This is a genomic window from Kitasatospora sp. NPDC057198 (assembly GCF_042670125.1).
Lineage (GTDB): Bacteria > Actinomycetota > Actinomycetes > Streptomycetales > Streptomycetaceae > Kitasatospora.
The window spans coordinates 1-12,915 of record NZ_JBHUWH010000210.1; the positions used below are offsets into that span (position 1 = coordinate 1).

Annotated in this window: 12 protein-coding genes; 3 read left to right on the top strand and 9 right to left on the bottom strand. The window is 72.8% G+C overall.

Annotated features, from left to right (window positions below; genetic code table 11):
* Positions 1-54: 54 nt before the first annotated feature.
* The 7 genes from ACFUEL_RS22645 to hemL all read right to left on the bottom strand — a co-directional run bounded on the left by ACFUEL_RS22645 (position 55) and on the right by hemL (position 6,949).
* On the bottom strand, positions 55-459 hold the full coding sequence (locus ACFUEL_RS22645; RefSeq protein ID WP_344553538.1) for a hypothetical protein: 405 nt from the start codon (positions 457-459) through the stop codon (positions 55-57).
* Positions 460-524: 65 nt separating this feature from the next.
* Positions 525-1,646, bottom strand: coding sequence for a c-type cytochrome biogenesis protein CcsB (gene ccsB / locus ACFUEL_RS22650; protein WP_380238407.1), 1,122 nt, complete (start codon positions 1,644-1,646; stop codon positions 525-527).
* A 3-nt stretch (positions 1,647-1,649) separates the two neighbouring features.
* Positions 1,650-3,401: a cytochrome c biogenesis protein ResB gene (locus ACFUEL_RS22655; RefSeq protein WP_380238409.1), complete on the bottom strand. Its 1,752-nt coding sequence runs from the start codon at positions 3,399-3,401 to the stop codon at positions 1,650-1,652.
* Positions 3,402-3,403: 2 nt separating this feature from the next.
* On the bottom strand, positions 3,404-4,183 hold the full coding sequence (locus tag ACFUEL_RS22660; RefSeq protein ID WP_380238411.1) for a cytochrome c biogenesis CcdA family protein: 780 nt from the start codon (positions 4,181-4,183) through the stop codon (positions 3,404-3,406).
* Complete coding sequence (locus ACFUEL_RS22665) at positions 4,180-4,779, bottom strand: TlpA family protein disulfide reductase (RefSeq protein ID WP_380238412.1); 600 nt, start codon at positions 4,777-4,779, stop codon at positions 4,180-4,182. Before ACFUEL_RS22665 ends, ACFUEL_RS22660 begins: the two co-directional genes overlap by 4 nt.
* Positions 4,780-4,931: 152 nt before the next feature.
* A complete protein-coding gene (locus ACFUEL_RS22670; RefSeq protein ID WP_380238413.1) occupies positions 4,932-5,621 on the bottom strand; it encodes a histidine phosphatase family protein in 690 nt (229 codons plus the stop codon).
* Entirely contained in the window at positions 5,618-6,949 is a 1,332-nt protein-coding gene (hemL, locus tag ACFUEL_RS22675; protein ID WP_380238415.1) for a glutamate-1-semialdehyde 2,1-aminomutase, read from the bottom strand. Before hemL ends, ACFUEL_RS22670 begins: the two co-directional genes overlap by 4 nt.
* Positions 6,950-7,329: 380 nt before the next feature.
* Between hemL and ACFUEL_RS22680 the strand changes: the two genes are divergently transcribed.
* Entirely contained in the window at positions 7,330-7,818 is a 489-nt protein-coding gene (locus ACFUEL_RS22680; RefSeq protein WP_030457827.1) for a hypothetical protein, read from the top strand.
* A gap of 274 nt (positions 7,819-8,092) precedes the next feature.
* On the opposite strand, the gene ACFUEL_RS22685 is transcribed toward ACFUEL_RS22680, so the two are convergent.
* On the bottom strand, positions 8,093-8,983 hold the full coding sequence (locus ACFUEL_RS22685) for a LysR family transcriptional regulator (protein WP_380238416.1): 891 nt from the start codon (positions 8,981-8,983) through the stop codon (positions 8,093-8,095).
* 65 nt (positions 8,984-9,048) lie between these two features.
* Here ACFUEL_RS22685 and ACFUEL_RS22690 point away from each other — a divergent pair, with 65 nt between their 5' ends.
* A complete protein-coding gene (locus ACFUEL_RS22690; RefSeq protein WP_380238417.1) occupies positions 9,049-9,828 on the top strand; it encodes an NAD(P)-dependent oxidoreductase in 780 nt (259 codons plus the stop codon).
* Between the two features lie 560 nt (positions 9,829-10,388).
* Entirely contained in the window at positions 10,389-10,931 is a 543-nt protein-coding gene (locus tag ACFUEL_RS22695) for a YbhB/YbcL family Raf kinase inhibitor-like protein (protein WP_380238419.1), read from the top strand.
* Between the two features lie 27 nt (positions 10,932-10,958).
* On the opposite strand, the gene ACFUEL_RS22700 is transcribed toward ACFUEL_RS22695, so the two are convergent.
* On the bottom strand, positions 10,959-12,770 hold the full coding sequence (locus ACFUEL_RS22700) for an alkyl/aryl-sulfatase (protein WP_380238421.1): 1,812 nt from the start codon (positions 12,768-12,770) through the stop codon (positions 10,959-10,961).
* Positions 12,771-12,915: the final 145 nt, after the last annotated feature.

The window sequence follows — 12,915 nt, forward strand, 5'->3', positions numbered from 1 at the left end:
GCCCGGAGCGAAGGTTCGCTCCGGGCCCCTCGGCCTGTCGGGTCTCCCGGGCCGCTACGCGGCGGCCAGGGCGGCCGGACGGCCGGCGTGCATGGTGGTGAGGTTGGCGGCCAGGCGCTGCGGGTCCTGGGCCAGCCACAGCCGGACGGCGGCTCCGAGCATGATGCAGGAGGAGCCGAGCCGGACGCCGGTGGACTGGGCGATCCGCGCAGTGGCGATGGTGAGCAGGTCGGCCAGCTCGGTGGGGAGCCAGACGGTGAGCGCGCAGGGCGCGGGCGTGGTGATGGCGGCGAGCAGCCGGTAGGCGTCCGCCGGGCAGTGCAGCGTGGGCAGGACGTCCAGCAGCCCGTCGGCGACGACCTCGGAGACGTCGCTGTGGTGGCCCTGGGCGAGCCGTCGCAGCAGCGTGCGTTCCGCTGCGGTGATTCGGACGGTCATGATGACCTCGTCGCACTCCATGGTGCGGCCCTCCTCGCGGCTTCGTGGTGCGTGGGTGTTGGGGGGTGGTGGTGCGGGGGGAGGCGTCAGACGCCGGCGTAGGAGTGCTTGCCGGTGATGAAGATGTTGACGCCGTAGAAGTTGAACAGCCAGCAGGCGAAGGCGAGCAGCGCCAGGTAGGCGGCCTTGCGGCCGCGCCAGCCGGCGGTGGCGCGGGCGTGCAGGTAGGCGGCGTAGGCGACCCAGGTGATGAAGGACCAGGTCTCCTTCGGGTCCCACTCCCAGTACTTGCCCCAGGCGGCCTCGGCCCAGATCGCGCCCGCGATGATGGTGAACGTCCAGAGCGGGAAGATCACGGCGTTGATGCGGTAGGAGAGCTTGTCCAGGGTGCCGGAGGCGGGCAGCCGCTCCATCAGGTTGGCGGCGCGGACGGTCAGCCCGGCCGCGACGCGGTGCTCGTAGCGGTCCTTGAGCAGGTAGGCCAGGGTGGTGACGAACGCGGCGAAGAAGGCGCCGCCGCAGATGGTCGCGGTGGAGACGTGGATGCCGAGCCAGTAGGAGTGCAGGGCGGGGACGAGCTGCTCGGAGTCGGTGTAGAGGACGACGACGGCGACGCCGAGGATCAGCAGCGCGACGACCGTCACCGGCAGGCCGAGCCAGCGGACGTTCTTCCCGGTGGCGAGCAGGAGCACGTACGCGCCGACCATCATCAGGGCGAAGGCGCACGAGAACTCGTACATGTTGCCCCACGGCCAGCGCATCACCGACAGGCCGCGGGTGGCCACGCTGGCGGCGTGCAGCAGCAGGCCGAGGACGGTCAGCGAGACCGCCATCCGGCCGACCAGGTCGGCCTTCTCGCTGGTGCCGGCCGGGCCGGCGCCGTCGGCCGGGCCGCCGTCGCCGCGGCCGCTGGTGACGGTGGTGGCGCCGGCGTCGGCGAGCGCGGTGCGGGTGAGCGTGGTGGTGCCGCCGCCCTGGGAGGCGACGGTGACGGTGACCTTGCGGACGCCCTTGGCCGCGTCCGCGGAGTCGGCGACGGACTCGGCCAGGGTGCTCTGCTGCGCGGAGCGGACGGCGACGCCGCCCTTGGCGCCGAACGTCCACTCGAAGATCTGGGCGAACATCGCCAGGGTGTAGACGGTCATCGCCGAGTAGATGAGGTAGTTGGAGATGTTGGCCAACTGGGTGTCGACCTGCGCGAGCAGCACCGTCTACTCCTTGGTTTCCGGGGCGGTGGGGACGGCAGCGGCCGGGGAGTCGGCTGCGGCGGGTGCGTCGTCTGCGGGGGTGCCGGACCCCGGGGGTGTGTCGGCGGCCGGGGGGGTGTCGGCGGCCGGGGCGTCGTCCTGGAGCTCGACGGCGATCTCGGCGAGCTCCTCGGCGGTGCGGGCGGACTCGCTGCGGCCCAGGCCGGCCACCTCGACCAGGGTGCGGCCGTCGGGGGCGGCCACCGCGCGGACCCAGATCCGGCGGCGCTGGACGAACAGCGAGCCGATCAGGCCGAGGATCGCGGTAACGGCGCCAAGCAGCGCGACCACGTTGCCGGGGCGGTGCGAGACGGTGAAGTTGGCCCACTGCTGGTAGCCGTCGAAGGTGATGCTGCCGTAGCCGTCGGGCAGCTTCCAGCCCTCGCCGACCTTGAGGATCGCGGTGGCGGGCGCGTCGTTGACCTTGAGCTGGGTCATCGCCTTGTCGTCCAGCTCGTACACGTTCTGCGGCAGGCCGCTGTCGGTGCGCAGGTCGCCGGCGTAGACGTTGAGGACCAGCCGGGGGTCGGCGGCGGCCGGGAAGGTCGAGATCGGGCCGGTGCCGGTGAAGTCGGCGGCGGCGGTGGGCAGGAAGAAGCCCTTGAAGGCCAGCTGGGTCTTCTGGCCGTCGGGGCCGGTGCCGTAGTCGTTGACCTTGATCACGCCGGGCGAGGTGACGTTGCTGTCCTGCGGCAGGAACACCGTCGGACCGCGGTAGACGATCTCGTCCTCGGCATTGCGGACGGTCACCACCGGGGCGAAGCCGTGCGCGGTCAGGAAGACCTTGGAACCGCCCACCTCCAGCGGGTGGTTGACCTCGATCCTGGCGTTCTTCTGCTTGCCGGAGTCGGCGCCGTCCCAGTAGCGGACGTTGGCGATGAACTCCTTGGCGGTGCCGGCCGCCGGGCCCGAGGTCTGGTAGCCGGCGGTGAAGCCGTCCAGCTTGAAGCCGAAGGCGTCCAGGTCGTCGACGCCGTAGAACCGGGAGCCGGTGAAGTCGTCGAGCTGGGTGGTGGTGTTGGAGTAGCCCTGGCCCTCCAGCACGATCTTGGTGCCGGAGCCGCTGGCCAGGCTGGCCCAGGCGAAGCCGGTCAGCAGGGCGAACAGCGCGAAGTGGAACAGCAGGTTGCCGACCTCGCGCAGGTAGCCCTTCTCGGCGGCCACCGAGCCGGGGTCGGCGGCGACCCGGAAGCGGCGCTTCCTCAGCAGCCGGTCGGCGGCCGCGTTGACCTGCTCCGGGTCGGCGTCGGTGTGCCAGGCCGCGTAGACCGGCATCCGGGTCAGGTTGCGCGGGGCGGCCGGGGGCTGGGCGCGCAGCACGCCGACGAACTGCCAGGTGCGCGGCAGGATGCAGCCGGCCAGCGAGACGAACAGCAGGATGTAGATCGCGGAGAACCACACCGAGCTGTAGACGTCGAAGAGTTGGAGCTTCTCGTAGAGCGGGGCGAGGCCCTTGTGGGCGTTCTTCCACTCCGCGACCTTGAAGGCGTTGGTGTTCTGCGGCACCAGCGAGCCGGGGATGGCCGCCAGCGACAGCAGGAACAGCAGCAGCAGGGCGACCCGCATCGAGGTGAGCTGGCGCCAGAACCAGCGCAGCCAGCCGAACGCGCCTATGCCCGCCGGCACCGCGTCGTTCTCCTCGGGCGCGGTGCTGAGCCGCTCGACGTCGGGCTCCGCGGCGTCGGCCGGCTGGGGGCTGGTCTTGGTGTCGCTCACGGTCAGATTCCGATCGAGAAGTTCTCGGTGAGGTACTGGAGCTGGTTGACCATCGAGTCCCACACCCCCGTCACCAGGGCCAGGCCGACGGCGACGAGCATGCCGCCGCCGATCCGCATGACCCACTGGTAGTGCCGCTTGACCCAGCCGAAGGCGCCCAGCGCCTTGCGGAACGCCAGGGCCGCCAGGACGAACGGTACGCCGAGGCCCAGGCAGTAGGCCGTCATCAGCAGCGCGCCGCGCCCGGCGCTGGCCTGGTCGATGGCCAGGCCCTGGATCGCCGCCAGGGTCGGTCCGATGCACGGCGTCCAGCCGACGCCGAACACCAGGCCGAGCAGCGGGGCGCCGGCCAGGCCGATCGCGGGGCGGCGGTGGGTGCGCAGTTCGCGCATCGTGAAGCCGGGCAGCAGGCCCATGAAGGCCAGGCCCATCAGCACGGTGAGCACGCCCATCACGATCGAGATGACCTGCTTGTGCTCCTTCAGGGTGTTGCCGAAGGAACCGAACAGCGCGCCGCCGGAGACGAACACCACGGCGAAGCCGAGCACGAACAGCAGCGATCCGGCCAGCATCCGGCCGCGCCGGGCGCCCCTGGCGTCGGAGAGGTCGGCGGCGGAGAAGCCGGTGACGTAGCTGAGGTAGCCGGGCACCAGCGGCAGCACGCACGGCGAGAAGAACGAGACCAGCCCGGCGGCCAGCGCGATCGGCAGGGCGAGCACCAGCGCGCCGCTGCCGACCGTCTCGTTGTACCCGATGTCGGCCGCTGCCAGCAGGGTGCTCACTTCGACTCCGCCAGCACCGGGTCGACCATCTTCTGCAGGTCCTCGGCGGACATCGCGCGCATGGCGCGGGCGGCCAGCCGGCCGTCCTTGTCGATCACGATGGTGGTCGGGATGGACTGCGGGTTGAGGCTGCCCTTGGGGAACTTGAGGATCTCGGCGCCGTCCGGGTCGTAGATGCTCGGGTAGGTCACCCCGAAGTTCTTCTCGAACGCGACGGCGTTGGCGGGGTCGGTGTCCCGGGTGTTGATGCCGAGGAACTGGACCTGGTCGCCGTACTTCTGGCTGGTCTCCTGCAGGCCCTTGGCCTCGGCCCGGCACGGGCTGCACCAGGAGCCCCAGATGTTGAGGACGACCACCTTGCCGCGGTAGTCGGAGAGCTTGAGGCTGCCGCCGCCGTCCAGCGGGGTGCCGGTGATGTCGGGCGCGGCGACCCGCTCGGCGGGGCTCGCGGTGGCGATGCCGCCCTTGCCGGTGACGAAGCCGACCCCCTTGTCGCCACTGCCGGAACCGGAGCTGGAGCACCCGGCGAGAACCAGGGCGGTGGCCGCGCCGAGGGCGGCGGTGAGGCGGGCGCGGCGGCTGGACGTCGGTGACATGTGAAAAGTTTCGCATGGCTCTTCGGCCCGTTTTAGGGGGGTCCGGCCTTGTCGGACGGACCCCCCTTGACCTGCGCGTTTACCTCTTATGATCGTCTTAATTCGGGCATATCGCCGCCCGCTGCCCTTACTCGGGAGGGGCCGGGTGTGAGCTACGCCCCGAAGCTCTTGCCCACCGGCTTGTCGCCCTTCTTGCCCTTGCCCACCAGGTGGGCCGGCAGCAGGTCCCGGGCCGGCTCGCGGTAGCCGATCGAGACGATCCGGTCGCCCTCGTAGGTGAAGCTGGTCAGCGAGGCCAGCGAGCACTGCCGGCGGCGCGGGTCGTGCCACAGCCGGCGCCGCTCCGCGAACGAGCGCAGGATCCAGATCGGCAGCTGGTGGCTGACGCACACCGCCTCGTGCCCGCGCGCCGCGTCCCGGGCCGCCGCGATCGCGCCCATCATCCGCACCACCTGGTCGATGTACGGCTCGCCCCAGGACGGCTTGAACGGGTTGGTCAGGTACTTCCAGTAGCCCGGGTTGCGCAGCGAACCGTCGCCGACCCCGAAGGTCTTGCCCTCGAAGACGTTCTCCGCCTCGATCAGCCGCTCGTCGGCCGCCACCTCGAGGCCGTGCGCCTTGGCGATCGGCTGGGCGGTCTCCTGCGCCCGCTCCAGCGGCGAGGCCACCACGTACGTGATGTCCCGGTCCTTGAGGTGCTCGCCGACCCGCTCGGCCATCTCCCGGCCCAGCTCGGACAGGTGGTAGTCCGGGAGGCGGCCGTAGAGCACGCCCTCCGGGTTGTGCACCTCGCCGTGCCGCATCACGTGCACGACGGTGACGTCCTGGTTCTTCCCGGTCACTTGGCGGTCTCCTCGGTGGCCTCGGCGGCGGCACGGGCGGCGGCGGGCAGGGCGGCGGCGATCCGCTCGATCGCGCGCCCGTCGTGCGCGGCCGAGACGAACCAGGACTCGAAGGCCGACGGCGGCAGGTAGACGCCCTGGCTCAGCATCGAGTGGAAGAAGGAGTTGTAGCGGAACGCCTGCTGGGTGCGCGCCTCGTCGTAGTTGGTGACCTGCTGGTCGGTGAAGAAGACCGAGAACATGTTGCCCGCGCTCTGCAGCCGGTGCGCCACGCCCTCCTTGGCGAGCGCCTCGGTGACCAGGCCGGACACCTCGGCGGCGGCCCGGTCCACGGCCGCGTACGCCTCGTCGGTGCAGTGCCGCAGCTGGGCCAGGCCCGCGGCGGTGGCGATCGGGTTCCCGGAGAGCGTGCCCGCCTGGTAGACCGGGCCGGCCGGGGCGAGCTGCGCCATCACGTCGGCGCGGCCGCCGAACGCGGCGGCGGGGAAGCCGCCGCCCATCACCTTGCCGAAGGTCAGCAGGTCCGGCGCCCAGCCCTCCACGGCGGCCTCCAGGCCGTACCAGCCCGCCTTGGAGACCCGGAAGCCGGTCATCACCTCGTCCGAGACGAACAGCGCGCCGTCGGCCCGGCAGAGTTCGGCCAGGCCCCGGTTGAAGCCGGGCAGCGGCGGGACGACGCCCATGTTGCCGGGCGACGCCTCGGTGATCACGCAGGCGATCTCGCCGGGGTGGGCGGCGAAGGCCGCCCGGACGGCGTCCAGGTCGTTGTAGGGCAGCACGATGGTGTCGCCGGCCTGGGCGCCGGTCACGCCCGGGGTGTCCGGCAGGCCGAAGGTGGCGACACCGGAACCGGCGGCGGCCAGCAGCGCGTCCACGTGACCGTGGTAACACCCGGCGAACTTCACCACCTTCGCGCGGCCGGTGAAGCCGCGGGCCAGCCGGATCGCCGACATGGTCGCCTCGGTGCCGCTGGAGACCAGGCGCACCTGCTCGACCGGCGCGATCCGGGAGACGATCTCCTCGGCCAGTTCCACCTCGCCCTGCCCCGGCGTCCCGAACGAGGTGCCCAGGGCCACCGCCCGCTGCACCGCCTCGACCACCGCCGGGTGGGCGTGGCCGAGCAGCATCGGCCCCCAGGAACAGACCAGGTCCACGTACTCGCGGCCGTCCGCGTCGGTCAGGTACGGGCCGGAACCGGACACCATGAAGCGGGGCGTGCCGCCGACCGCGCGGAAGGCGCGCACCGGCGAGTTGACGCCGCCGGGGGTGACGGCCAGGGCGCGGTCGAACAGCGACTGGGACTGGGGGGCTTCGTACGGGTAGCTCATTCTGCTCGCTCATCCGTTGGGTGCTGGGAACGGCCGGGAACCGCTCTTACCCGCACATGGTCTCAAATCGTGTCCTGGCGTTCTGCATGTCGGGCCCGATCATCTGGAACGATGATCCGTGTGCTGCTCCCCTCACCGGCTGTGCCGAAGGTAAGGTCGGGTGACGCGCGCTCGTGTAGCACGCCGGCAGACGGGTAAGGGGCATGTTCGGGAGGGACGCCGAGCGTGCGAGGGTCTGTCGATTCCGGCGAGTTCCGGTGAGGATGGTCCGAGTGTCCGAGAGGCAGGACGGTTTCGACGAGGCCGCGGGGCGCAGCCGCCGGCCCGGCGAGACCGGCGGGGGTACGGGAACGGGCAGGGGAAGGAGGGGCGAGGGCAGAGTGGGGGTCACCTACAAGTACTTCGGCGCTCCGGACCGCGCGACCGCCGCCAGGGTTCCCACCGCCCTCGGTCCCGGCGGCCTCGGCCTCGACGCCGGCGAACTCGGCGCCCTCGGCCGGCTCGGCGACCTGATGGAGACCAGCGGCTCCGCCGGCGGCCACCTCTCCACCAAGATCAAGCCCGAGACGATGAGCGCGATGGTGCTCACCGGCATCCAGGGCGTCCCGCTGCACCACGTCCCCCCGCTCGAACTGGTCGTCCTCCACCCCGACTACGCGGTCGTCCAGCTCCCGCACACCGTGGTCGAACCCCTCCGCAAGGCCGACGAGACCGAGCTCGGCGCCGCCGCCTTCATCTGGTCCACCGTCCCCGACCGCCGCGGCCCGCGGGACGCCTTCGTCATCTACCAGATGCTCCACGAGTGGCAGGACTTCGCCAACCGCCTCCACGAGGCCGGGCACCAGCTGTACTGCCTGGTCTGGCCCTGACGCGAAGAGCCCCGCCGGGGGGTTCGGGAAGAACGGCGAGAGAGCCCCGCGAGAGAGCACCGTCAGGGGCTCGGGGAACGGCGAGGCCCAGTCTGCTGGCGGTGCACTGCCGTTGGGCGCATCGGCTTCGGGTTCTGTTTACGGCACGCAGCAGCACGGACACTTCGATGGGCTCCGGCCACCAGCAGCACGGACCCGCCGTTCCCCGGGCCCCTGACGGGGCCCATGCGCAGCACGGAGCCGCCGTTCCCCGGGCCCCTGGTGGGGCCTGGGGTCAGCTTCCGGCTGCGGTGCGGAGGAAGGGCAGGAAGGCGGTGACGGCCGGGGTGGGGAGGTGGCCGCGGCGGGTGGCGGTGTGGACGTGGCGGACGGGGGTGTCCTCCGGGTGCAGGGGGACGAGGGCGAGGTCGGGCCGGGCTGCTCGGGCCGCCAGCGAGGGGATCAGGGTGATGCCCGAACCGGCGGCGACCAGGCCGAGTTTGGCCGTCCAGCCGGCCACCTCGTGCTCGATCCGGGGTTGGAAGCCGCTGCGGACGCAGGCCGCCAGCAGGGTGGTCTCGGGGCGGCGGCTGGCGGCGATCCACGGCTCGTCCGCGAGCTCGGCCAGCCGCAGGCGGCGGCGCCGGGCCAGCCGGTGGCTGCGCGGGACGGCCACCAGGACGGGGTCGTCCACCAGCCGGTGCAGCTCGAACCGCTCGGTGTCGTACGGGTGTTCCGGGTAGGCAGTGACCAGGGCGAGGTCGATCGAGCCGTCCGCGAGCAGGTCGAGCAGCGCGCCGGACAGCCCCTCGGTGAGGGTCGGGGCGATCGCCGGGTGGGCGGCCCGGAAGGCGGCCAGCGCGGCCGGGACGAGGGCGGCGTTGGCGCTGTCGAAGGCTCCGAGCCGCAGCCGTCCGGCGCCCAGTCCGGTGAGCGCGGCCAGGTCGCGGCGGGCGCCGTCGAGCCGCTCCAGCAGCGCCTCGGCGTGCGGCAGCAGCGTCCGCCCGTGCTCGGTCAGGCTCACGCCGCGGGGCAACCGGTCGAACAGCACAACGCCCAACTCGCCCTCCAGCGAGGCGATCTGACGCGAGATCGCGGACTGCGTCCAGCCCAGTCGCTCCCCCGCCGCGGTGAACGAACCGAGCCGGGCCGCGGTGCGGAAGACCTCCAGCCAAGCCATGTCCATTCCGCATGGCTACCATGCCGGACATTCGTTTGTCGCCTCCCTCCGCCGCGCCTAGCGTGGTCGGCATGGAGATCACGGAGCGGGTGGCAGTGCTGGGGCTGGGCCGGATGGGGCTTCCGATGGCCCACCGACTGGGCGGCGCGGCAAGGGAGTTGGTGGTCTGGAACCGGACCCCGGGCCGGGCGGAGGGCCTCACCGAGGCGGCCTCCCCCGAGGAGGCGGTGCGCGGCGCCGGTGTGGTGGTGACGATGCTCTCCGACCCGACGGCGGTCGCCGCGGTCGCGGACCGGTTCCGCCCCGCACTCGCCCCGGGCACGCTGTGGATCGACATGTCCTCGATCGGCCCGGCGGCCGTCGCCGACCAGCGCGACCGGCTCCCCGACGGCGTCGACCTGGTGGACGCCCCCGTGCTCGGCAGCGTCGACGCGGCCGCGACCGGCTCGCTGGTCGTCTACGCGGGCGGCGAGGACCCCGCGCTGGAGCGGGCGCAGCCGCTGCTGGAGCACTTCGGCCGGGTGGTCCGCTGCGGCGGGCCCGGTGCGGGGGCGGCCCTCAAGATCGTCATGATGGGCGCCGTCGTCAGCGCGGTGACCGTGGTCGGCGAGGCGCTGGCCGTCGCCGAACGCCTCGGCGTCCCCGCCGCGCAGGCCCGCCGCGCCCTGGCCGCGGGCCCGCTGGCGGGCGTGATGGCCCGGATCGACAGCACCGGCGCGGACTTCCCGATCCGCCTCGCCGCCAAGGACCTCGCCCTCGCCGACGGCGGCCCCGTCTTCGCCGCCGCCCTCGCCACCCTCCTCGCCGACCCGGCCCGCGCCGAGCTCGACCTCGCGGCCGCCGCCGGGTGAGGCCGACCGAGAGCCCCCACCGGGGGCTCGGGGAACGGCGAGGCCCGGTCTGCTGACGGTTCACTGCCGGAGCGTGCATCGGCTTCTGGTTCTGTTCAAGACACGCAGCAGCACGGACACTTCGATGGGCTCCGGCCACCAGCAGCACGGACCCGCCGTTCCCCGGGCCCCTTGGTGCATGCCCGTCTGCCGACAGTTCCCCGGGCCCCTGGTGGGTGCATGCTTGCTCGGGCGAGGGCAACGGCGGTCGGCAGGGTGGGGACCACGGCGAGCGCGGCGAAGCCGGTCAGGAAGGTGAGGGCGGCGAAGCAGGCGGTGGCCGCCCGGTGCTCCCGGGCGAAGATTCCTTCCACGGTGCGGGCTCCCTCGGTGGAATCGGACGACGACCCTCAAAGGTCTCTACCAATTCCGTTCGCCCGCAAGCGGTTTTCCTCCGCCGCGCCTCCCGCCCGCACCCCCTCGGAGCACCAATTGTCCCATGCCGCAAGCCATTTGGCGATCTTCGAAACGGTGGCTAGGCTCGCCCGGCACTCCACCGACCTTCCAGGGGGGAACCACCGATGACCGCGCCCGCCAGGCCGCCGCTGCCGTTCGACTTCATGCGGCCCGTCCCGTCCTTCACGCTGCTCAGCGCCGACGTCGCCGACGGCGGCCGGCTCGGCGAGGAGCAGGCGTACCGGGGCGGGAACCGTTCGCCGCAGCTCGGTTGGTCCGGCTTCCCGCCGGAGACGAAGAGCTTCGCGGTGACCTGCTTCGACCCGGACGCGCCGACCGGCTGCGGGTGGTGGCACTGGCTGCTGACCGACCTCCCGGCCGGCACCACCGGGCTGCCCGCCGGGGCGGGCGGCGGCGACTTCCCGGGCCTGCCCGCCGGGGCGGTGCACGGCCGCAACGACTACGGGAGCAACGACTTCGGCGGCGCCGCCCCGCCGCCCGGCCACGGCCCGCACCGCTACGTGTTCGCCGTGCACGCCCTGCCGGTGGAGTCCCTCGGGCTGGCTGCGGACACCCCGGCGGCCGTGGTCAGCGGCACCCTCGGCTTCCTGGCCCTGGCCCGGGCCGTCCTGGTCGCCGAGTACGAGACCCCGGCCGACCGGGACTGACCCGGGGCGCGCGGCGGGCTCCGGCCGTCAGGGGGTGACGACCGGGAACGCCGGGTCGGACTCGTCCAGGGCCGCGAACAGCCGGTCCAGGACGGCCGGGTCGCCGCTGAGGTCGATCCCGCTGCGGCCCCGGCCGGCCAGCAGGCCGAACAGCTGGGGCTTGGTGAGCGTGACGGTCAGGTCGGCCGGGCCGGGGTCGGCGGCGGTCTCGGTGTGCACCAGGACGCCGTTGCGCAGGGTCACCCGGTGGGTGGTGCCGAGGTCGGTGAACTTCCAGACGGTGGCGAGCCGTTCGTCCCAGGCGGCGGGGCCGTTGACCCGGATCGCCAGCGAGTCGAAGACCTGGTCGACGGTGAGCGCCCCGGCGAAGTTCCCGGCCCCGAACGGCATCGCCTTCGGCGGGTGGCGCAGCTCCAGCGCGCCCATCAGGTAGCAGTTGCGCCAGGTGGCGTTCTCCGCGCCGTAGCCGAGCCGTTCGAAGACCTGCGCCAGCTGCTCCTTGGCCTCCCCGTCCTCCGGGTCGGCGAACACCGCGTGCTTGAGCAGCTGGGCGGCGAACCGCAGGTCGCCGGCGTCGGCGTACTCCCGGGCCTTGGCGAGGACGGCGTCCTGGCCGCCGATGCAGTCGACGTAGCGCTTGGCGCTCGCGGTCGGCGGGTGCTCCCACAGCGAGGCCGGGTTGCCGTCGTACCAGCCCATGTAGCGCTGGTAGACGGCCTTCACGTTGTGGCTGACCGAGCCGTAGTAGCCGCGGGCGTGCCAGGCGGAGGCCAGCGCGGGCGGGAGTTCCAGCTGCTCGGCGATCTCCGGGCCGGTGAGGCCCTGGTTGAGCAGGCGCAGGGTCTGGTCGTGCAGGTAGCCGTACAGGTCGCGCTGCTCGGCGAGGAAGCGGGTGAGTCGCTCGGTGCCCCAGGTCGGCCAGTGGTGCGAGGCGAACACCACGTCGGAGTCGGCGGCGAACAGCTCGATCGCCTCGGTGAGGTAGCGCGACCAGATCCGGGCGTCGCGGACCACCGCGCCGCGCAGGGTCAGGATGTTGTGCAGGTTGTGGGTGGCGTTCTCGGCCATGCACAGGGCGCGGCGCTCGGGCAGGAAGAAGTTCAGCTCGGACGGCGCCTCGGTGCCGGGCGTCAGCTGGAAGCGGAACAGGACGCCGTCGAGCCGCTCCTCCTGCCCGGTGCGGGTGACGTCGAGGGTGGCGGGCCGCAGGCTGGGGGTGCCGTGCGAGGCGGTGTGGCCGAGGCCCATGCCGACCAGGCCGGTCGGGCCGGCCGGCAGGTCGCCGCCGGAGTAGTAGTCGCCGCGCCGCAGCATCGCGGTGCCCGCGTAGACGTTCTCGGCGACCGAGTGCTCCATGAACCCGGACGGGGCGACGATCGGAACGTCCGCGCCCTCCTCCAGGACGCCGTCCACGCCGCCGAAGTGGTCGATGTGCGAGTGGGTGAACAGCACGGCGGTGACCGGGCGTTCGCCGCGGTGCTTGCGGTACAGCGCCAGGCCGGCCGCCGCGCACTCGGCGGACACCAGCGGGTCGACCACCACCACGCCGCGCTCGCCCTCGATCAGCGTCATGTTCGACAGGTCGAAGCCGCGGATCTGGTACACGCCCTCGGTGACCTCGAACAGGCCCGCGCGGGCGGTCAGTTGGGACTGCCGCCAGAGGCTGGGGTGGACGGTGTCGGGGCACTCGCCGGCCAGGAAGTCGGTGGCCCGGAAGTCCCACGCGACCCGCCCGTCGGCGGTGGTGACGGTGTCGGTCTCGGGCGGGGCGACCAGGCCGCGGTCCGCGTCCTCGAAGTCGGTGCGGTCGGAGTAGTCCAGCTGGTCGTGGTGGGTCACCGTACGCCTCCCGGTTCGCGGGCCGCACCCGCGCCGCTCGCGGGCGGACCCTCCCCCACCCTCCGCCGCCGCGCCCCGGCCCGGCCCGGGTTGCTGCTCCGAACCGGTGAACGGGCCCGCGGTTGTCCACAGGTCTGTGGACAAC